We start from the raw sequence: 19,297 nt of genomic DNA on the forward strand, positions 1-19,297 counted from the left end.
GCTACGGATTAGCGTAGAATCGCATTGCGTAACAGTCACTACGAAATGGAGGAGGCCTCGTGCCGAACGATCTCGCAGGAAGAACCGCCCTGGTCACGGGCGCAAGCAGGGGAATCGGCCGCGCGATCGCGGAGGACCTCGGCCGCCGGGGGGCCACCGTGGCCGTGCACTACGGATCCGACGCCGCGGCCGCCGACGCGACCGTCACCGCCATCACCGACGCCGGCGGCGCGGCGTTCCCGCTGCGCGCCGAGCTGGGCCCCACGGGCGCGGAGGCCGCGCTGTGGGCGGCGTACGACGAACACCTCGACGGCGTGGACGTCCTGGTCAACAACGCCGGCATCCTGGGCGGGCGGACGCCCTTCGCCGACGTCACACCGCAGGCCTTCGACCACGTCCTCGCGGTCAACGCCCGGGCGCCGTTCTTCCTGCTCCAGGAGGCGCTCCCCCGGCTCCGCGACGGCGGCCGCGTGGTGAACATCTCCACCCGATTCACGCACGGGTCCTACAACCCCGCCCTGCTGCCGTACTCGATGTCCAAGGCCGCGCTCGACGCACTCACCTTCGCCCTCGCCAAGGAACTCGCGCCCCGCGCGATCACCGTCAACGCCGTCGGGCCCGGCGGCACCGCGACGGACATGAACGCGCCCCGGCTCGGGACCGAGGAGGGGCGCGCGGCGATGGCGGCGGACTCCCCGCTGGGGCGGATCGGCCAGCCGCGCGATGTGGCGGGCGTCGTCGGCTTCCTGGTGTCCGAGGCCGCCTCGTGGGTCACCGGCCAATGGATCGACGCGAGCGGGGGATCGCTGCTGTGATGCCGCTCGCGGTGTTCGTCCTGGGCTTCGGGATCTTCGCTCAGGGCACGTCCGAACTCATGCTCGCGGGGCTCCTCCCCGAGCTCTCCGCCGACCTGGGCGTCTCCATCCCCCAGGCCGGCCTCCTCATCTCGGGCTTCGCCCTCGGCATGATGGTGGGCGCCCCGATCCTGGCGTTCGCGCTCACGGCGCTGCGGGTCTCGCGCAAACACGCGCTGCTCGCCTTCACCGCGGTCTTCGCGCTCACCCACGTCGCCGGAGCGGTCACCTCCTCGTACGAGGTGCTGCTGGCGACCCGGTTCGTCGGCGCGATCGTCTACGCGGGGTTCTGGGCCGTGGCGGCGACGACCGCGGTGTCCCTGGTGCCGGAGGGCGCTCGCGCCCGGGCGATGGCGGTGGTCGCGGGCGGCCTCACCGTGGCGACGGCGGTCGGGCTGCCGCTGGGCACCGTCATCGGCCAGCAGCTGGGCTGGCGGGGAGCGTTCTGGGCAGTGGCCGCCGGCTCCCTCGTCGCGCTGGCAGCGGTGGCCGCGGCCGTGCCGGAGGATCGCCCCGACACCGGTGCGGCCCGCCCCGATCCGCGCCGCGAGATCCGCGGGCTCGCGGTCCCGCGCCTGTGGGCCTCGTACGCGATGACGGCACTCGTCATCGCCGCGCTGATGATCACGTTCGCGTACCTCGGCGCGATGCTGGGCGAGACCACGGGGGTCCCGCCAGGGTGGATACCGGTGTTCCTCGCGCTGTACGGCGTCGGCGCGTGCGCGGGAATCGTGGTGGGCGGCAGGGTCGCCGACCGCCGCCCCACGGCGACGATGCTGGCCGGCACGGCGGGCCTGGTGGTGGTATCGGGGCTGCTGGCCGCCCTCGCGGCGCAGCCGCTCGCCGTGGCGGTCCTGTCGTTCCTGCTGGGCGCCTGCGGGTTCGGCGTGAACCCCGTGCTGAACTCGCGGAACTTCGCGATCGCACCGCAGGCACCGCTGCTGGTGCCCGCGCTCACCGCGTCGGCGTTCAACATCGGGATCGCGTTCGGCCCGTGGCTCGGCGGCGCGCTCCTCGATCTGGGCGCGGGCTACCGGTGGCTGCCCGCGACCGGCGCGGCGCTCGCGGTCGGCGCCGCCGGGCTCGTCCTGCTCGACCGGCGGTGGGCGCACCGTCGGGCTCCCGTTCCTGCCGCCGCGGCGACGGGCGAGTGCCTCACAGGTTCTTGAGCGCCTCGCGCCGGGACAGCCCGGACAGCCGCGCGTCGTTCCGCTCGACGTAGGCGATCACCCACGCGGGGTCGGTCTTGGCGTGCTCGCGAAGCGCCCAGCCGATCGCCTTGCGCAGGAAGAACTCCGGCTCCGGGAGGGCCGGTTCGATGACGTCCTCGAGGAGCACGGTGTCGAGCCGGTCCTTCCGGCCGAGCTGGGAGATGATCGCGAGCCTGCGCAGCCACAGGTTCTCGCTGCGACTCCACCCGCGGGCCGCGACGCCGGTCTCCATGGGGTGCGCGTCGTGCAGGTCGGCGATGCGCCGCGCCACCTCGTCGACGTGGTCCCACCAGGCGCCCGTGACGGCCATGTGCCGGTGCAACGGGAGCAGACTCAGGTCTCCCCGTCCGAGCGCGCCACGGAGCAGGTTCTGGGCGGCGTACCTCTCCTCGCGGTACTGCGCGCCGTCCCACAGATCGACGACGGCGTCCCGCAGCTCGTCGACGTCCGCGGGGCGGTGCGCGCGCCGGGCGACCGAGGTGATGGCCCGGACCGCGGGCGCCGACACGCCGAGGAACGGCATGGCGGACTTCATGTACGCCTGCATCTTCGGCGCGCGCTCGGGGTCGGCGGCGGCGCGCAGCTCCGCGCGGATCGCCGCGACCAGCGTCATCGCTTCATCACGGGCGCGATGCTACTCGCGAGGGCGTCCACGACCGTCGGGATGCTCAGGACCGTCCCCCACGTCCACGCCCCGGACACCAGCGGATCGTCGATGAACACCGATCGGCCGGCCTTCACCACGCCCAGGTTGTGGTACATCGGCAGGGCCTCGATCTCGCCGCGCACCTCCGGTTTGCTGCCCGTGTTCCACACGAGCACGTCCTTGTCGATGAGGCCCATCCGCTCGTCCGCCACGGCGCCGCCGTCGTTGCCTCCGCCCTGCCCGTCGCGGGCGACGTCGGGCACCACGAAACCCAGGCCCGAGAGGAGCTGCGATCGCGCGTCGCCCGGCGCGCGGACGAAGGTGGAGCCGGGCTGGAACCGCTCGGCGACGAGGGCCGTGCGCCCGTGGAACTCGGGGTGCGCATCGCTCGCCCGGGCCACCTTCTCGTTCACCTCGGCGATCCTCCGGTCCGCCTCCTCGCGCCGGCCGAGCGCGTCGCCCACGAGCCGCGTCGCGACGTCCCAGGGAGCGGTGAACTCCTTGTGCCCCTTGGGTGGCCCCACCGTCGGCGCGATCCGCGAGAGCCGCGTGTACTGATCCTCGTTCATCTCGGTGTAGAGGCCGATGATGAGGTCCGGGCGCAGGGCGGCGATCTCCTCGTAGCGGTAATCGGGCGTGCCGGTGAAGGCGCCCTTGTTCAGCACCGCCGGCTTCTGGTCCCCCAGCGCGCCCTGCGCCCACGGCCACGTCGCGTACTCGTAGTCGCCGTACCAGTCGGTGACGCCGACGAGCCGTCCGCCGAGCGCGAGCACGGGGTCCTGGTCGCTGAATCCGACGGTGACGATGCGCTGCGGGTCGGCCGGGACGCGCGTCTCGCCCCGCAGGTGTTCGACGGTGCGCCCGCCCCGCGCACCGTCGTCCGGCCCGCCCGCGCCGCACGCGGCGGCGGCCCCGGCGAGGCCGAGCAGTCCGGCACCGCGGAGCAGCCCGCGCCGGGTGGTCGTGATGGCGGACGGTGCGGCGGCCATGCAATCCCTCCTAAGGTTTGGCTACCCTAGTGAATCACGCGCCGCGCGGCCCTAGCGGTCTCCCCCGGTATTCGTGGCCCGCCAGCGCAGCGGCGCTTCGTCGTACTCCTCCGCGACGTGGGCCGCCATCCCGACGGTCCTGCCGTACTGGAACAGCACTTCGGTGGCCCGCGCCGGCAACCCCAGCACGTGCGCGACGACGGCGCCGGCGAGATCGATGTTGACGGGCCTGCCCACCCGCTCGACGAGGAGCCGCATCGCCCGCAGCGCGGGCGCGTCGGGCTCGTCCGCCCGCACCCGGTCGAGGACGACGGCGGCCCGCGGGTCGTCCCCCGTGTAGATCACGTGCCCGAAACCCGGGACCCCTCCCCCGGCCACGGCATCGGAGATCGCCCGATCCAGTACCGTTCCGGAGATCGCGCGATCGATGTCGCCCCCGCCGAGGACCCGCCCGAGCAGCTCGTACGCGGCCGCGGGCGCCCCGCCGTGCAGCACTCCGGACATGGCCGCGTAGCCGGCGACGAGGGCGTCCAGGGGCCCCGCCCGCGCCGACGCCGCGACCCGCGCCGCGGTGGTCGACGCGGCGAGCCCGTTGTCGATGAGGCACGTCGCGAGGGCGTCCACCCACGGATGATCGAGCCGGACCTCGGGGACGAGCCCGGCGAGCACGGGCAGGAGGCCCAGGGCCCGTTCCGCGACGGCCGTGCGATCGCCGCGGAGCGGATCCTGCGCGGCCATCAGGGCCACCGCGAGCGGGATCCGGCGTTCCAGCGCGGCGGCACGGGCGGGGGCCAGGTCGGCCCGGGGCGGCGACGCCGCCGTGTCGGCCCGCAGCACGAACCGGGCCGCCCCGGCGAAGTCCATCTCGGCGCAGACCGCGGCGACCGGGCGGCCGCGCAGGTACAGCGAGTCCTCGTGCAGCGCGGACACGCGCGTGGTCACCGCGCGGAACCGGAGGAGTCGCTGCGCCTCCCGCCGCCCGTCGTGCTTCGCGGCCGCGAGGGACTCGACCTGGGTGCGGTCGAACAGGGACTCCGCCTGACCCGGCATCCGGCGCGAATGCAGCACGCCGCGGCTCACGTACGAGTACAGCGTGCCGCGTTTGACGCCCAGCCGGGCCGCGGCCTCCGACGTGGTGATCCACCTGTCCACGGGTTGATTCAATCAACATTGCGGATGTTGATCAACATCGCTCACACTCGGGCCATGAGCACACCTCTGGTCGCCCCTGCGGGGCTCAAGAACGTCATCGTCACCGACACCGAACTCGGCGACGTCCGAGGAGAGGAGGGCTACTTCCACTACCGCGGCCACGACGCGACGCGGCTCGCCGCCGAGGTCTCCTTCGAGGAGGCGTGGCACCTCATGCTGTTCGGGGCGCTCCCCTCGCCCGACGGGGCCGCCGCTTTCGCCCGGCGGGTGGGAGAACAGCGCGTGCTCCCGGGCGGCGTGCTCGACCTGCTGCGCGCCACCGTCGGCCCCGGCTCCGATCCGATGGGCGCCCTCCGCATCGCGTACGCGGCGCTCGGCATCGGCGACCGGCCACTCATGGACCTGCCCGAGGAGGCGCGCACGGAATCGGCGCTGCGGTACGCGGCGGTGACCCCGTCCATCCTCGCGGCGGCGCACCGGTTGTCCCGCGGCGACGAGCCGCTCGACGCCGATCCCACCGCCGGGCACGGCGCCGACTACCTGCGGATGGCCACGGGCGGAACCGATCCCGGCGATGCGGCGGCGCTGCAGACCTATCTCGTGGCCACCATCGACCACGGCTTCAACGCGTCCACGTTCGCGGGCCGGGTGGTCGCGTCCACCGGCTCGGACATGGCCTCGTGCCTCCTCGGCGCCGTCGGCGCCTTCCTCGGCCCGCTGCACGGCGGGGCACCGAGCCGCGCCCTCGCATCACTCGACGAGATCGGCGACCCCGCGAACACCCGGGACTGGGTGCGCGGCAAGATCACCCGCGACGAGAAGATCATGGGCTTCGGGCACGCCGTGTACCGCACGCACGACCCGCGCTCGGAGCTGCTCAAGCGGGTCGTGAGCGGCTACGACTCCCCGCTCGTGCTGCAGGCCCGCACCGTGGAGCGCGAGATCGAGGCGGCGATCAACGAGATCAAGCCCGGGCGCCGGCTGTACGCGAACGTCGAGTACTACGCCGGCGTGCTGATGTCGCAGGTCGGCCTGCCGCCGTCGATGTTCACGCCCACCTTCGCCACCGCCCGCGTCGTGGGCTGGACCGCCAACGTGCTCGAGGAGGTGCGGCGCGGCAAGATCATCCGGCCGTCCGCGCACTATACGGGGCCTACGCCGACGGCCTGACCACGAACACCGAACTCGCGCGCTTCCCCGACTCCTGCAGCAGGGCCATCGCCCGGCCGTCCGGGGCCACGGCGGCGTAGACGCCCGGCATGCCGATCGGGTCCAGCCAGCGCCCCAGGGACAGGTCGACGGCCTGCTCATCGGTGATCTCGCGGGTCGCGAACCCGGCGGCGATCGCCTCGTCGATCCCGTACGACAGCCGCGGCCGCTCGAACAGGTCGTCCAGGGTGATCGCGTGGTCCAGGCCGTACGGGCCGACGCGGGTGCGGCGCAGCGCGGTGAGGTGCCCGCCCACGCCGAGGGCGGCACCGAGGTCACGGGCGAGCGACCGCACGTACGTGCCGGAGGAGCACTCGACCGTCACGTCCACGTCGAGGTGGTCGCCCTCGCGCCGGAACTCGTGGGCGGCGAACTCGTCCACCCGCACCGGGCGGGCCTCCAGCCGCACCTCGGCGCCCTCGCGGGCGAGCTGGTGCGCACGCTTGCCGTCCACCTTGATGGCGCTCACGGTGGCGGGGACCTGCTCGATGTCGCCCGTCAGCGGGGTCATCGCGGCGAGCACCGCGTCCGAACCGAGACCGGACGCGGACGCGCCGCCGTTCACCTCGCCCTCGGCGTCGTCGGTGGTGGTGGAGGCCCCCAGGCGGATGGTGGCCGTGTACGCCTTGGTGGTGAGCGCGAGGTGACCGAGCAGCTTGGTGGCGCGCTCGATGCCCACCACGAGGACGCCCGTCGCCATCGGGTCCAGGGTGCCGGCGTGGCCCACCTTGCGGGTGCCCATCGCGCGGCGGCAGCGGGCCACCACATCGTGGCTGGTGAGGCCCGCGGGCTTGTCGACGATCACCAGTCCGGCGCCGTCGGGTTCGAGGAACGCGCGTGCGGTCGTCATGTCATACCACCGCGATCGAGGTCACGATGAGGCCGTCGGTGATCCGCCAGTGGCCGTCGAAGGCGGCGATCGGGGCGCCGCCGTCGGCCGCCCGCCCGTCGATGAGGATGCGCGACCGGAACGTGCCCTCGGCACCGTCGTCCGTGCGGCCCGCGAGGTCGAAGGTGATCTCGGCGTCCTCGAAGCCGAGCCACCGGCCGGTGATCGGGTTCCACGCCTTGTACGTGGCCTCCTTGGCGCAGAACAGGAGCCGGTCCCAGTGCAGCCCGTCGTCCGGCCGGCCGGCGAGTACGTCGCGCTCGGACTCCACGGAGACGGTGGGCAGCACCTTATCGGGCAGCGGCAGGTGCGGTTCGGCGTCGATGCCGACGGTCCGCACACCCATCCGGTAGCCGACCACCGCGCCGCGGTAACCGTCGCAGTGCGTGAGGGCGCCCACCACGTTGCGCGGCCAGTCGACGCCGCCGCCCTCGCCCTTGACGAGGACCGCGTCGCCGATCCCCAACTCGCCCAGCGCCTCCCGCGCCAAATGCCGCACCGTCGCGTACTCGGCCCGCCGCTTGGGCACGGCCTTGGCGATCTGCGCCGCCTCCCGCGGGTGCAGTGGCGCCTCGACGTCGCCGTGCGCCTCCCGCGCGACGACACCGCGCGGAAGCATGGACTGCAGGATCACTCCGACTCCCCCTTCTCCCGCGCGTTCCGCGCGGCCTCCCGCTCGGCCCTGCGTTCGGCGATCCGCTGGCGCGCCGCCTTGCGCGGGTCGCCGGCCTTGGCACGGGCGGCGGCCCGGGCGGCCGCCATCTTCTCCGGATCCCGGTACTCCGGGTCCACCTCGAAGTGCACACCGTACGGACCGAGGGACTCCTCGGTGTAGCCGGGCGCGGGCAGGATCTGCCGCAGCAGCGGGTCCGGCATGCCGCGCTGCCGCCACTCGCGCGGGTAGCCAACCGACACCTCTTCGAAGCGCACGCCGTCGTACCAGGTGGTGCGCGGGATGTGCAGATGCCCGTAGACGGCGGCCTCCGCGTTGTACCGCACGTGCCAATCGGCGGTCTCGGTGGTGCCGCACCACAGCGCGAAATCCGGGTAGAACAGGACGTCGGTCGGCTCCCGGCGCAGCGGCCAGTGGTTCACCAGCACCGTCCTGGTCCCCGCGGGCAGCGCCGCGAGGCGACGCCGGGTGTAATCCAGGCGCGCGCGGCACCACGCGTCGCGGGTGGCGTAGGGCTCGGGCGAGAGCAGGAACTCGTCGGTGGCGACCACGTTGTTCTCCCGCGCCCGCGCGAGCGCCTGCAGCGCCGTCTGTTCCTGGTCCCGGAAGCTGTAGTCGTACAGCAGGAACATCGGGACCACGGTGAACGGGCCCCCGTCGGGCGTCTCGAACACCGGGAAAGGATCCTCGGGCGTGAGCACGCCGTGGCTGCGGCACAGGTCCACCAGGTGGTCGTAGCGGGACTCGCCGAACACCTGCATGGGGTCGGTGGAGGTGGTGTACAGCTCGTGGTTGCCCGGCACCCAGATCGTCGTCGCGAACCGCGGCGCGATGGCGCCCAACACCTCGTCCAGCTGATCCGTGCGCTCGCACAGGTCGCCGGCCAGGATCAGCCAGTCGTCCGGCGATTCCGGCCGCACCTTCTCGACGACGCCCTCGTTACCCCGGTGCCCCACGTGCAGGTCACTGATCGCAAAGAGCTTCGCCACCCCTCCACGCTACCGGGCGCCGCGCGATCGGCACGCTCCGGCGGGCGGGCCCCGCCGACGGCGAACAGCGCCCACCCGCCACGCCGGGGCCGTAACGCCTGGCACGGGCGCCGCGGCTGCGTAATGTCGGTCCCGATGACTGCGCCAGCCACCTCCGACACGTCCCTGCCGCCGTACCCGCGCAAACCGCCCGTCCTGTGGACGGACTGGGCGATGGTGCTGCTCGCGTTCGTCTCGGTGATCCTGATCGCGTGGATCAGCTTCTTCGACGTGCCGCCGGAGATCCACCGCGCCATCCTGTTCGTGGACGCCGTGATCTGCGGCGTCTTCGCGGTGGAGTTCACCTGGCGGTGGCGGCGCGAGGGCTGGGGCTGGCGGTTCGCGGCGCGGAACTGGTACGAGATCCTGGGCATGGTGCCCGCGGCGCTGTTCGCGGCTCCCTGGTTCCGCGCTTTCCGGCTGGTCCGGATCTTCGTCGCTCTGGCGCGGCTGGCGCGCGCCATCGACCGGGTCTACGGCGACCGGATCACCGCGGTGGTCGTAGGCCGGGCCACCAACACCGTGGTCGACGCCGTGAAGCGGCCCATCACGGTGGCGGTCCTCGACGAGGTGGCCGAGGTCCTCAAGACCGGCCATTACACCGCGAACATCGCGGCGGCACTGCAGGAGAACAAGGCCGAGCTCGACGAGATGATCCACGACATGGTGCTCAACGACCCGCAGACCAAGCGGGTCAAGTACATCCCCTTCCACGACGAGATCATCCGGCTGATCGCGGACACCGTGTTCCGCATGGTGTTCCAGGTGCTGTCGGATCCGCGCACCGACGAGCTGGTCTCGGACGTGCTGCGCGAGAACATCGACCAGATGCGGGACTCGGTGCAGCGCAAGGAGGACGAGGCGGCCGCCGCGACGCCGGGCAACACCGCCGTCACATCCCGTCCGACCGCGTAACCGACCCGTTACCGCGAGGTCACCGCCGTCGAATCCCGGCCCCCCAGGATTCTTCCAACCCCGGCTCCGACCGGCCGGGGCGGGAAGGAAAGCCGTGACTGCACTGGATCCGACGGAGGCGAGCACCGCACCGTCGTCGAAGCTCCGGGACGCCGCCGCCCGCGAGACGCTCGAGGACTACACGCTGCGGTTCGCGCCGCGCAGCTACCGCAAGTGGGGGCCCGCCGTGGTCGCCACCTCCGCGCTGGGCGGCATCGCCTACCTCGCCGACTTCGCCATCGGGGCCAACATCGGCATCGCCGGCGGCACCGGTAACGCGCTGCTCGGCATCGGCTTCTTCGCGATCGTCATCATGGCGACCGGCCTGCCGCTGTCCTACTACGCCGCCCGGTACAACATCGACCTGGACCTGATCACCCGGGGCAGCGGCTTCGGCTACTACGGCTCCGTGCTCACCAACGTGATCTTCGCGTCGTTCACGTTCATCTTCTTCGCGCTCGAGGGCGCGATCATGGCGCAGGGCCTCAAACTGGGCCTCGGGATCCCGCTGCCCGTCGGCTATCTGGTGAGCTCCGTGCTGGTGATCCCGCTGGTGATCTACGGCATGAACACCCTGGCCAAGCTGCAGGTGTGGACCACCCCGGTCTGGTTGATCATGATGGTCCTCCCGTTCGCGTACCTCCTGTTCAGCCACCCCGACACCATCGGCGACTTCTTCGCGTACTCGGGCACGGACATCGTGCGCGACGGTGCCGGGAACGTCCTGTCCGCCACGCCCGCCGGGCACGGCGTGAGCCTCGCCGGGACCATGCTCGCCGCGGGTGTGTGCCTCTCGCTCATCGCGCAGATCGCGGAGCAGATCGACTACCTGCGGTTCATGCCGCCCAAGACCGCCACGAACCGTCGCGCCTGGTGGACCGCAATGCTCACCGCCGGGCCGGGCTGGGTCGTGTTCGGCGCGCTGAAGCAGGCCGTGGGCCTGTTCCTGGCCGTGTACCTGATCGGTCAGGCCGTGGACAACGCCGGCATCGCGAACGAGCCCGTGCACCAGTTCGTGGAGATCTACGCCGATTTCCTGCCCGGCTGGCTCGCGCTGACGCTGGCCGTGATCCTCGTGGTGATCAGCCAGATCAAGATCAACGTGACCAACGCCTACTCGGGCTCGCTGGCGTGGACCAACAGCTTCACCCGCGTCACCAAGACCTACCCGGGCCGCCTCGTGTTCGTGGTGCTCAACGTGGCCATCGCGCTGGTGCTCATGGAGGCCGACATGTTCAGCTTCCTCAACTCGATCCTGGGCTTCTACGCCAACTGCGGCATCGCGTGGATCGTGGCCGTCGCCAGCGACATCGCGATCAACAAGTACCTGCTGAAGATCTCGCCCAAGGACCCGGAGTTCCGCCGCGGCATGCTGTACAGCGTGAACCCGGTCGGGTTCGTCTCGGTGATCGTCGCGGGCGGGCTGTCCATCGCCGCGTTCTTCGGCCTCCTCGGCGCGGGCCTGCAGCCGTACTCGCCGCTCGTGGCCCTGGTGCTCGCGCTCGTCCTGCCGCCGGTGCTCGCGCTCGCCACCCGCGGGCGGTACTACCTGCGCCGCGGCGACGACGGCATCGACCTGCCGATGTTCGACGAGGACGGCAACCCGTCCGGTGCGACGCTGCGCTGCTGCGTCACCGACATCGACTTCGAGCGCCCCGACATGCTGGCCTCGGCCGTTCCCGGCCCGGACGGCGAGAAGCAGTACATCAGCTCGCTGGCCCTGTCGACGGACAAGTCCGGCAGGCACGTCCTGCCGGCGGATCCGCCGGTGCGCTAGCACCTTCCACGAGTCTAGGACGATGGTGCGCCGGCCCCCGCGGTCGGCGCACCGTCGTCGTCGCGCCGCTCCCGCAGGTGCAGCAGGATCTCGGCGTGGCCCTGCAGGAACGCCCGCTCGTCGAGCTTCTTGCGCCGCATCCACCCGGTCACCTCGGCGTTGCACTTGCTCGCGTTGCACGAGCGGCAGGCCGGCACCACGTTGTCCCGGGTGTACCGGCCGCCCCGCGAGATCGGCAGCACGCAGTCCTTCTGGAACGGCCCCGGCCCACCGCAGTACGCGCACGCGCCCCACAGCGCGACGAGCGTCTCCCACTGGGAGGGCGTCAGGTCGTTGTCGGCGGCGGCGACCCGGCGCGCGCGCTTACGCGCGATCCGGGCCTTGCGGGTGCGGGGTCTGGGCGGCATCGGCGCCAACGCTACCCGGCCCGCCGATCCGGCCCCGGGAACCGGGCGAAAGGGATACGGTCCACACATGCCGACTTACGAATTCCGGTGCAGCAGTTGCGGACCGTTCGACGCGGTGTTCACGATGCGGGACGTCCCCGATGCCACGGCGTGTCGCTGCGGCGCCGCCGCGCCGCGCGGGGTGACCGCTCCCCTGTTGGGCCGCGGCGGGTCCACGGCGATGGGCCTGCTCGACGCCACGAAGGCCACCGCGGACCGCCCGGCGGTGGTGTCCGCACCGTCGCCGCGCACCGGCCGCGGCGCACCGTCGGACCCCCGCCACGCGCGCCTGCCGCACCCCTAGAGCCCCGGGCCCGCGCGGGCACCGGTGACGTCAACGAGAAGGAAGTGTCATGCCAGAGGTCGTCTTTCCGCTCGATTCCAGTAAGAAGTTCACCGATCAGGAGAAGATCGGCCACAACCGGTGGCACTACGCCATCCCGCCCGCGGTGACCGTCAAGCCCGGGGACACCTTCCGGGTGCACTGCCGGGAGTGGTTCGACGGGGCCATCCACAACGACGACTCGGCGGAGGACATCCTCAACGCTCCGCTGACCACGGTGCACACGCTGTCCGGCCCCATCGCGGTGGAGGGCGCGAAGCCCGGCGACCTGCTCATCGTGGACATCGTGGACGTGGGCCCCATCCCGCAGGAGGACAGCGGCCCCCTCGCCGGCCAGGGCTGGGGCTACACCGGCATCTTCGCCAAGCAGAACGGCGGCGGCTTCCTCACCGACCAGTTCCCGGACGCGTACAAGGCGGTCTGGGACTTCACGGGGCACACGGCCACCTCCCGGCACGTGCCGCACGTCAGCTTCACCGGCATCATCCACCCCGGCCTGATGGGCACCGCGCCGTCGAAGGACCTGCTGGCCCGGTGGAACGCCCGCGAGGCGGCGCTCATCGCGACCGACCCCGACCGGGTGCCGCCGCTCGCGCTGCCGCCCGAGCCGAACGACGCGATCCTCGGCACCCTGACCGGCGACGCCTTCACCGCGGCCGCCGCGGAGGCCGCCCGCACCGCGCCGCCGCGCGAGAACGGCGGCAACCAGGACATCAAGAACCTCACCCGCGGCACCCGGGTCTTCTACCCGGTGTTCGTGGACGGCGCGAACCTGTCGGTGGGCGATCTGCACTTCAGCCAGGGCGACGGCGAGATCACCTTCTGCGGAGCCATCGAGATGGGCGGCTTCATCGACCTGCACGTCGATGTCATCTCCGGTGGCATGGAGACCTACGGCGTCAGCGAGAACGCGATCTTCCTGCCCGGCGGCGACGTGGGCCCGCGGTACGAGCAGTTCCTCGCCTTCTCCGGTACCTCGGTGACGCTCGACGACGAGCAGCGCTACCTCGACAGCCACCTCGCCTACCAGAGGGCCTGCCTGCACGCGATCGACTACCTGACGAAGTTCGGCTACAGCCCGGAGCAGGCGTACCTGCTGCTCGGCGCCGCGCCCATCGAGGGCCGCCTGTCCGGCGTGGTGGACATCCCGAACTCGTGCGCCACCGTGTACATCCCCACGTCGATCTTCGACTTCGACGTCACGCCCGGCAAGGACGGGCCCGTCCGGATCGATCCCGGCATGGGGGCGCCCCGCGCGGCCCTCTGACGCCGCTCACCCGGGACCGGCCGCACCCGGTCCCGGTGTGGCGGAGCGGCCCCGGCCCGGGGTTCCCCGCCCGCTCAGCGCGGGATGGGGAGCCCCGGCGGCAGGGTGATCGTGGGCGGAACCCCCGGGGGCAGCTTGATCTCCGGCGGGATCACGATCGTCTGCGGCGTCTGGGTCTGCTTCGTCTGCGGCGCCGTCGTGGTGGTCGGGTACTCCGTCGTCGGGTAGCCCTCGTTCGGGTACGTCGTCGTCGGGTAGCCGCCGTCCGAGTCACCGGAGCCCGGCCCCTGCCACGTCGGATCGTCGGTCGCGGGCGCCTGGGTGGTGGCCGGCGCGGACGAACTGCGCGACGCTGACGCTGCCGGGCTCGACGGGGTGGAGGCGGACGCGGGCGCCGAGGGGTTCACCGTGAACGAGGGCACGGAACCGTTGTTCGACGGCGCGCACGCCACCACGGCGCCGAGCCCTGCCAACACGCCCGCGCCCGCGAGGAGCCGGCGGAACCGGGGCGTGCCGGGAGTCACAGTGATTGTCATGTGCAACATCGCAACGCATTTGTCGGGACAATGCAACCCGGGTCACCCCGCAGCGGTCCCGATCCGCTCCCACGCCGAGCCCCGGAACCGCGCCCCGACGGTCACGCAACGCAGCACCATGAACGCCGCGAGACCGGACCAGATGCCGGCCAGACCCCACCCGAAGGCGTACGAGAGCCAGATCAGCGGCAGGAAGCCCACCAGCGCCGACGCCATCGTCGCCGTGCGCAGGAAGGCGGCATCGGCGGCGCCCAGCAGCACCCCGTCGAGCGCGAACACCACGCCCGCGACGGGCACCATGAACACGAGGAACCACCACGGCACCCGCAGCGCGTCGAGCACCGCCCGATCGCCGGTGAACGCGTACGGCAGGACGCCGCTGACCGCGGCCAGGAACACCGCGATGACCACCGCGAACCCGGTCGACCACACCGTGACCCGCCGGCCCAGTCCGCGGGCGCCCGCGCGGTCCCCGGCCCCCAGCGCGGCGCCCACCAGGGTCTGCGCCGCGATGGCCAGGGAGTCCAGGACCAGAGCCACGAAGTTCCACAGCTGCATCGCGATCTGGTGCGCGCCCACGAACTGCGCGCCCGCACGCGCGGCCACCATCCCGGCCGAGACGAAGCACACCTGGAACGAGAGGCTCCGCACGATGAGGTCGCGGCCGAGTACCAGCTGGGCCCGCACGATCGACGGCCGGAGGCGCAGCGCGACCCACTCCCGGGGCCCGTCACGCCCCCGCGACGGCGCGGTGGCGGAGCGGACCAGCGCCGCGAGGAACAGCAGCCCGCTCACCACCTGCCCCGCGAGGTTCGCCCACGCCGAGCCCACCAGCCCCAGCCGCGGGGCCCCGAGCAGGCCGTACACCAGCACGGGACACACGAGAGCGGACAGGCCGAGCCCGGCGAGCACGAAGACCAACGGCGACCGCGGGCGCTGCACACCGCGCAGCCACCCGTTGCCCGCCATGGTGAGCAGGATCAGGGGGATTCCGAAAGACGCCACGCGCAACCAGGATTCGGCGGCGCCCGCGATCTCCGGCCGCCCCGCGACCGCCCGCGACAAGGGGCCGGCGAAGATCTGCACCAGCGTCAGCAGCACGCCGCCCACGGCCAGCGCCAGCCACGTCGCCTGCACGCCCTCCTCGACCGCGCCCCGCCCGTCACCGGCACCGTACCGCCGCGCCGACCGCGACGTGGTGCCGTAGGACAGGAACGTCAGCTGCGTGGAGACCGTCGCGAAGATGAGGCCGCCCACCGCCAGGCCGGCCAGCGGCAGCGCCCCGAGCCGGCCCACGACGGCCGTGTCGAACAGCAGGTACAGCGGCTCCGCCGCGAGCACGCCGAGGGCGGGCAGCGCCTGCCCGATGATCCGGCGGCCGAGCCCGGAGCTCTCCAGCTCCCCCACGGCGCCCGTCATGCCCGGTCGAGGAACGCGCGCACCACCTCGGCGGCCGTGCCGCGCGCGGAGTAGCCCGCCGCCAGCGTGTGTCCGCCGCCGCCGAAGCCGCGGGCGAACGCGGAGACGTCCTCGTTGGTGCGGGCCCGCAGGGACGCCGACCACTCGCCCGGCGCGCCCTCCTTGAACAGCGCGGCCACCTCGCAGTCGTCGGCCGTGCGGAGCAGGTCGATGAGCGATTCGGCGGCGTCCCAGCTGAGGTCGCCGCGGTCCGTCGCCGAACACACGGCGTACACGGCGCCGCGCCCCCGGAAGGCCTCCGGTGCCGGTGTCGCCGATGCGAGGACACGGGCCGCCATGGCGAACCAGGCGCGGGGGTGACTGTCGAGGAGGTCCCGGGCCAGATCGCGCCCACGCGCTCCCGCGGCCAGCAGGCGGGCGGCCATCAGGTGCCCCGACGGCGACGACCAGCGGAACGAACCGGTGTCGGTGATCAGGCCCGCGTACAGGCAGTCCGCGGTCCGGGCGTCGATCTCGGTACCGAGCGCATCCGCGACCGCCAGCACGAGTTCGGTGGTGCAGTTGGCCTGCGGATCCACCAGGTCGACGGTGCCGAACCCGCCGTTGGTGGCGTGGTGGTCGATGACCACCCGCACGGGCGCGGCCTGGAACCTCGCCTCGAGCGCGCCCAGGCGCTCCGAGCTGGCGCAGTCGACGGCCACGGCGACGTCGGCGTCGATCGGGTCGCTGAACCCGTCGTGGCCCACGAGCATCGAGAGCCCCGACGGCAGATCGGGGCCCGGGTGACTCACGGAGACCTCCGCACCCCGCGAGCGCAGGATGCGGGCCAGCGCCAGGCCCGAGCCGAGGGTGTCGGCATCGGGGCGGACGTGGCAGTACACGGCGACCCGGCGGGCACCGTCGAGCGCGGCCGCGGCCGCGGCGGGTGTCGTCACCGGTCGGCCTCGTCGGTGGCGCCGGCGTCGTCGGCCGGCGCGGCCTCCTCGTCCTCGTCGTGGCGGTACGGGTCGGCCTCCCCGGCCGGGGTGGCGTTCGCGGCGACGGCGGCCACGCGGGCGTCCTGCTCGCGCGCCTTCGCCAGCAGCGCCTCCATGTTCGCGACGGCCTCGGGGACGCTGTCGGGCTCGAATCTCAGTGTGGGCGTGAACCGCACACCGGTGCCGGCGCCGACCTTGCTGCGCAGCTGACCGCGCGCCTTCTCCAGGCCCGCCGCCGCCGATTCGTAGTCGGGTTCCGCGTCGATCGTCGGCCCCATCACCGTGTAGTACACGGTGGCGTCGTGCAGATCGTTGGTCACCCGCGCGTCCGTCACCGTCACGTGGTCGAGTCGCGGGTCCTTGATGTCGTGCTCGATCGCGGTGGCGACGATCGTCGCGATCCGCTTGGCGAGCCGAGCGGCCCGTGCCGGATCAGCCATGCCTGCTCCCTCCCTCTCAAACTGTCGAACACCCGTGGTCGAGCGAGCATATATCGGTGGGGGCGGGCGGCACGCCAAGCTGCGTCCACCCCGCTCAATCCTCGGGACCGAACCACCGTCGCCGTACGGAAAGTACCTCGATCTCGGGGTGGCCGGCCGCGGTGCGCTCGCACCGGTCGAGCACCTCGGCGACGTGGCCGTGATCGGGGCCGACCACGCCGACCCCGATCACGGCCCGCCGATGCAGGTCGTGGGCGCCCACCTCGGCCGCGCTGACGGAGAACCTCCGCAGCTCGGCGAGGATGGGCTTCACCACCGACCGCTTCTGCTTGAGCGAATGCACGTCCCCGAGGAGCAGATCGATCTCGAGGGCGCCGATGAACACGTCGGAGCCGCTAGTCGCGCGGCTTCTCGACGAGCTCGTAGGTCTCGATGACGTCCCCGACCTTGATGTCGGAGTACGTCAGCGTGAGACCGCATTCGTAGCCCTCGCGGACCTCGGTCGCGTCGTCCTTCTCGCGCTTGAGCGAGCTCACCGTGAGGTTCTCGGCGACCACCGTCGAGTCCCGCAGCAGGCGCGCCTTGGCGTTGCGCCGCATGATGCCCGACTGGACCATGCAACCCGCGATGTTGCCCACCTTGGAGGACTTGAAGATCGCGCGGATCTCGGCCTGGCCGAGCTCCTTCTCCTCGTACACCGGCTTGAGCATGCCCTTGAGCGCGCTCTCCACCTCGTCGATGGCCTGGTAGATCACCGAGTAGTAGCGGATGTCGACGCCCTCGCGGTTGGCGAGCTCCGTGGCCTTGCCCTCGGCGCGCACGTTGAACGCGATGATGATCGCGTTCGACGCCGACGCCAGGTTGACGTTGGTCTCGGTGACGCCACCGACGCCGCGGTCGATGACGCGCAGCTGCACCTCGTCGTCGATCTCGATGCCCAGCAGGGCCTCCTCGAGCGCCTCCACGGTGCCGGAGTTGTCGCCCTTGAGGATGAGGTTGAGCTGGCTCGTCTCCTTGAGCGCGGCGTCCAGATCCTCCAGGGAGACCCGCTTGCGCGACCGGGCCGCCAGGGCGTTGCGCTTGCGCGCCGCGCGCCGGTCGGCGATCTGCCGGGCGATCCGGTCCTCGTCGACCACGAGCAGGTTGTCGCCCGCGCCGGGGACCGACGTGAAGCCGATGACCTGCGCCGGACGCGACGGGGTCGCCTCCGAGATGTCGTCGCCGTTCTCGTCGACCATGCGCCGCACGCGACCGTAGGCGTCGCCCGCCACGATCGAGTCGCCGACCCGCAGGGTGCCGCGCTGGATGAGCACGGTGGCCACCGGGCCGCGGCCGCGGTCGAGGTGGGCCTCGATGGCCACACCCTGCGCGTCCATGTCCGGGTTGGCCCGCAGGTCCAGCGAGGCGTCCGCGGTCAGCAGCACGGCCTCGAGCAGCTGCTCGACGTTGGTGCCCTGCTTGGCGGAGATGTCGACGAACATCGTGTCGCCGCCGTACTCCTCGGGGATCAAGCCGTACTCGGTGAGCTGGCCGCGGATCTTCTCCGGCTGCGCGCCCTCCTTGTCGATCTTGTTCACCGCGACCACGATCGGGATCTCCGCCGCCTGCGCGTGGTTGATGGCCTCCACCGTCTGCGGCATGACGCCGTCGTCGGCCGCGACCACGAGGATCGCGAGGTCGGTGGCCTTCGCGCCACGGGCACGCATGGCGGTGAACGCCTCGTGACCCGGGGTGTCGATGAAGGTGATCAGGCGCTCGGAGCCCTCGAGCTCGGTGAGCACCTGGTAGGCGCCGATGTGCTGCGTGATGCCGCCGGCCTCGCCCTCGCGGACGTTGGCCTTGCGGACCGTGTCCAGCAGTCGGGTCTTACCGTGATCGACGTGGCCCATGACGGTGACCACCGGCGGACGGTACTCGAGGTCCTCCTCGCCGCCCTCGTCCTCGCCGTACGTGAGGTCGAAGCTGTCGAGCAGCTCACGGTCCTCGTCCTCCGGGCTCACGACCTGGACGACGTAGTTCATCTCCTCGCCCAGCAGCACGAGGGTCTCCTCGTTCACCGACTGGGTGGCGGTGACCATCTCGCCCAGGTTGAACAGCGCCTGGACCAGCGACGCCGGGTTGGCGTCGATCTTCTCGGCGAAATCGCTCAGCGAGGCGCCGCGGGCGAGACGGATCGTCTCGCCGCCGCCGCGAGGCAGCCTGACGCCACCGGCGATCGGCGCCTGCATGTTCTCGTACTCGGCGCGTTTCGCCCGCTTCGACTTACGGCCACGACGCGGGGCGCCACCGGGACGACCGAACGCACCGGCGGTGCCGCCGGGACGACCACGACCGCCGCCACCGGGACGACCGCGGAAACCGCCCGCGGGAGCGCCGCCACCGGGACCGCCGCGGTAGCCACCGCCACCGCCGCCGCCCGGACGACCGCCGGGCCCGCCACGGCCACCGGGGCCGGGACGGCCCTGGGCGGCCGGACGCGCCGCGCGC

General features: G+C 72.4%; 20 protein-coding genes. 7 read left to right on the plus strand and 13 right to left on the minus strand.

The annotated features are described in order from the left end of the window. Positions 1 to 59: 59 nt before the first annotated feature. Positions 60 to 815 (plus strand): SDR family oxidoreductase, encoded by a 756-nt coding sequence (locus BN39_RS15725; RefSeq protein ID WP_019203391.1) that lies wholly within the window; start codon positions 60 to 62, stop codon positions 813 to 815. Further along, entirely contained in the window at positions 815 to 2,023 is a 1,209-nt protein-coding gene (locus BN39_RS15730) for a Cmx/CmrA family chloramphenicol efflux MFS transporter (RefSeq protein ID WP_019203392.1), read from the plus strand. Before BN39_RS15725 ends, BN39_RS15730 begins: the two co-directional genes overlap by 1 nt. Here BN39_RS15730 and BN39_RS15735 read toward each other — a convergent pair. Genes BN39_RS15735 through BN39_RS15745 form a run of 3 tightly spaced genes read right to left on the minus strand, consistent with a single transcriptional unit; the run spans position 2,010 to position 4,852 of the window. Next, complete coding sequence (locus BN39_RS15735) at positions 2,010 to 2,678, minus strand: DNA alkylation repair protein (RefSeq protein WP_019203393.1); 669 nt, start codon at positions 2,676 to 2,678, stop codon at positions 2,010 to 2,012. The two genes, BN39_RS15730 and BN39_RS15735, sit on opposite strands and share 14 nt — an antisense overlap. Next, positions 2,675 to 3,700, minus strand: a complete 1,026-nt coding sequence (locus BN39_RS15740; protein WP_019203394.1) for an ABC transporter substrate-binding protein — start codon at positions 3,698 to 3,700, stop codon at positions 2,675 to 2,677. Before BN39_RS15740 ends, BN39_RS15735 begins: the two co-directional genes overlap by 4 nt. 51 nt (positions 3,701 to 3,751) lie before the next feature. Continuing rightward, positions 3,752 to 4,852: a citrate synthase gene (locus tag BN39_RS15745; protein WP_019203395.1), complete on the minus strand. Its 1,101-nt coding sequence runs from the start codon at positions 4,850 to 4,852 to the stop codon at positions 3,752 to 3,754. 54 nt (positions 4,853 to 4,906) lie between these two features. On the opposite strand from BN39_RS15745, the gene BN39_RS15750 reads away from it, so the two are divergent. Beyond that, positions 4,907 to 6,022, plus strand: a complete 1,116-nt coding sequence (locus BN39_RS15750) for a citrate/2-methylcitrate synthase (RefSeq protein ID WP_040768485.1) — start codon at positions 4,907 to 4,909, stop codon at positions 6,020 to 6,022. Here BN39_RS15750 and truB read toward each other — a convergent pair. Genes truB through BN39_RS15765 form a run of 3 tightly spaced genes read right to left on the minus strand, consistent with a single transcriptional unit; the run spans position 6,006 to position 8,612 of the window. Beyond that, positions 6,006 to 6,911: a tRNA pseudouridine(55) synthase TruB gene (gene truB / locus BN39_RS15755; protein WP_019203397.1), complete on the minus strand. Its 906-nt coding sequence runs from the start codon at positions 6,909 to 6,911 to the stop codon at positions 6,006 to 6,008. The genes BN39_RS15750 and truB overlap by 17 nt on opposite strands. 1 nt (position 6,912) lies before the next feature. After that, a complete protein-coding gene (locus BN39_RS15760; RefSeq protein WP_040768487.1) occupies positions 6,913 to 7,581 on the minus strand; it encodes a 4'-phosphopantetheinyl transferase in 669 nt (222 codons plus the stop codon). Continuing rightward, on the minus strand, positions 7,581 to 8,612 hold the full coding sequence (locus BN39_RS15765; protein WP_019203399.1) for a metallophosphoesterase: 1,032 nt from the start codon (positions 8,610 to 8,612) through the stop codon (positions 7,581 to 7,583). The genes BN39_RS15760 and BN39_RS15765 overlap by 1 nt, the downstream gene beginning before the upstream one ends. 135 nt (positions 8,613 to 8,747) lie before the next feature. Here BN39_RS15765 and BN39_RS15770 point away from each other — a divergent pair, with 135 nt between their 5' ends. Then, positions 8,748 to 9,566 (plus strand): ion transporter, encoded by an 819-nt coding sequence (locus tag BN39_RS15770; RefSeq protein ID WP_051159063.1) that lies wholly within the window; start codon positions 8,748 to 8,750, stop codon positions 9,564 to 9,566. Between the two features lie 103 nt (positions 9,567 to 9,669). Then, on the plus strand, positions 9,670 to 11,382 hold the full coding sequence (locus BN39_RS15775; protein WP_237741724.1) for a cytosine permease: 1,713 nt from the start codon (positions 9,670 to 9,672) through the stop codon (positions 11,380 to 11,382). Positions 11,383 to 11,396: 14 nt separating this feature from the next. Here BN39_RS15775 and BN39_RS15780 read toward each other — a convergent pair whose 3' ends face one another. Beyond that, positions 11,397 to 11,789, minus strand: a complete 393-nt coding sequence (locus BN39_RS15780) for an HNH endonuclease (protein ID WP_019203402.1) — start codon at positions 11,787 to 11,789, stop codon at positions 11,397 to 11,399. A 67-nt stretch (positions 11,790 to 11,856) separates the two neighbouring features. Here BN39_RS15780 and BN39_RS15785 point away from each other — a divergent pair, with 67 nt between their 5' ends. After that, a complete protein-coding gene (locus BN39_RS15785) occupies positions 11,857 to 12,132 on the plus strand; it encodes an FmdB family zinc ribbon protein (RefSeq protein ID WP_040768099.1) in 276 nt (91 codons plus the stop codon). Positions 12,133 to 12,181: 49 nt separating this feature from the next. Then, entirely contained in the window at positions 12,182 to 13,438 is a 1,257-nt protein-coding gene (gene fmdA, locus BN39_RS15790) for a formamidase (protein WP_019203404.1), read from the plus strand. Between the two features lie 74 nt (positions 13,439 to 13,512). Here the strand turns inward: fmdA and BN39_RS15795 are convergent, their stop codons facing one another. From BN39_RS15795 to infB, 6 genes are all read right to left on the minus strand, one after another. After that, positions 13,513 to 13,974 (minus strand): hypothetical protein, encoded by a 462-nt coding sequence (locus BN39_RS15795; protein ID WP_148281513.1) that lies wholly within the window; start codon positions 13,972 to 13,974, stop codon positions 13,513 to 13,515. A gap of 42 nt (positions 13,975 to 14,016) precedes the next feature. Next, a complete protein-coding gene (locus BN39_RS15800; RefSeq protein WP_019203406.1) occupies positions 14,017 to 15,393 on the minus strand; it encodes an MATE family efflux transporter in 1,377 nt (458 codons plus the stop codon). Continuing rightward, positions 15,390 to 16,328, minus strand: a complete 939-nt coding sequence (locus BN39_RS15805; protein ID WP_019203407.1) for a bifunctional oligoribonuclease/PAP phosphatase NrnA — start codon at positions 16,326 to 16,328, stop codon at positions 15,390 to 15,392. Before BN39_RS15805 ends, BN39_RS15800 begins: the two co-directional genes overlap by 4 nt. Further along, positions 16,325 to 16,810, minus strand: a complete 486-nt coding sequence (gene rbfA / locus BN39_RS15810; RefSeq protein ID WP_019203408.1) for a 30S ribosome-binding factor RbfA — start codon at positions 16,808 to 16,810, stop codon at positions 16,325 to 16,327. The genes BN39_RS15805 and rbfA overlap by 4 nt, the downstream gene beginning before the upstream one ends. A gap of 94 nt (positions 16,811 to 16,904) precedes the next feature. Continuing rightward, positions 16,905 to 17,195, minus strand: coding sequence for a DUF503 domain-containing protein (locus tag BN39_RS15815; RefSeq protein WP_019203409.1), 291 nt, complete (start codon positions 17,193 to 17,195; stop codon positions 16,905 to 16,907). 10 nt (positions 17,196 to 17,205) lie between these two features. Beyond that, on the minus strand, positions 17,206 to 19,297 hold a 2,092-nt coding region (gene infB, locus BN39_RS15820), incomplete at its 5' end, for a translation initiation factor IF-2 (protein WP_081586125.1).

The organism is Tsukamurella sp. 1534, from assembly GCF_000312385.1.
GTDB lineage: Bacteria > Actinomycetota > Actinomycetes > Mycobacteriales > Mycobacteriaceae > Tsukamurella.

Coding starts and splice junctions, on each gene's coding strand:
- BN39_RS15730 (WP_019203392.1), top strand. CDS start 815: ATGCCGCTCGCGGTGTTCGTCCTGGGCTTCGGGATCTTCGCTCAGGGC.
- BN39_RS15735 (WP_019203393.1), bottom strand. CDS start 2,678: ATGACGCTGGTCGCGGCGATCCGCGCGGAGCTGCGCGCCGCCGCCGAC.
- BN39_RS15740 (WP_019203394.1), bottom strand. CDS start 3,700: ATGGCCGCCGCACCGTCCGCCATCACGACCACCCGGCGCGGGCTGCTC.
- BN39_RS15750 (WP_040768485.1), top strand. CDS start 4,907: ATGAGCACACCTCTGGTCGCCCCTGCGGGGCTCAAGAACGTCATCGTC.
- truB (WP_019203397.1), bottom strand. CDS start 6,911: ATGACGACCGCACGCGCGTTCCTCGAACCCGACGGCGCCGGACTGGTG.
- BN39_RS15770 (WP_051159063.1), top strand. CDS start 8,748: ATGACTGCGCCAGCCACCTCCGACACGTCCCTGCCGCCGTACCCGCGC.
- BN39_RS15780 (WP_019203402.1), bottom strand. CDS start 11,789: ATGCCGCCCAGACCCCGCACCCGCAAGGCCCGGATCGCGCGTAAGCGC.
- BN39_RS15785 (WP_040768099.1), top strand. CDS start 11,857: ATGCCGACTTACGAATTCCGGTGCAGCAGTTGCGGACCGTTCGACGCG.
- fmdA (WP_019203404.1), top strand. CDS start 12,182: ATGCCAGAGGTCGTCTTTCCGCTCGATTCCAGTAAGAAGTTCACCGAT.
- BN39_RS15795 (WP_148281513.1), bottom strand. CDS start 13,974: ATGACAATCACTGTGACTCCCGGCACGCCCCGGTTCCGCCGGCTCCTC.
- BN39_RS15800 (WP_019203406.1), bottom strand. CDS start 15,393: ATGACGGGCGCCGTGGGGGAGCTGGAGAGCTCCGGGCTCGGCCGCCGG.
- rbfA (WP_019203408.1), bottom strand. CDS start 16,810: ATGGCTGATCCGGCACGGGCCGCTCGGCTCGCCAAGCGGATCGCGACG.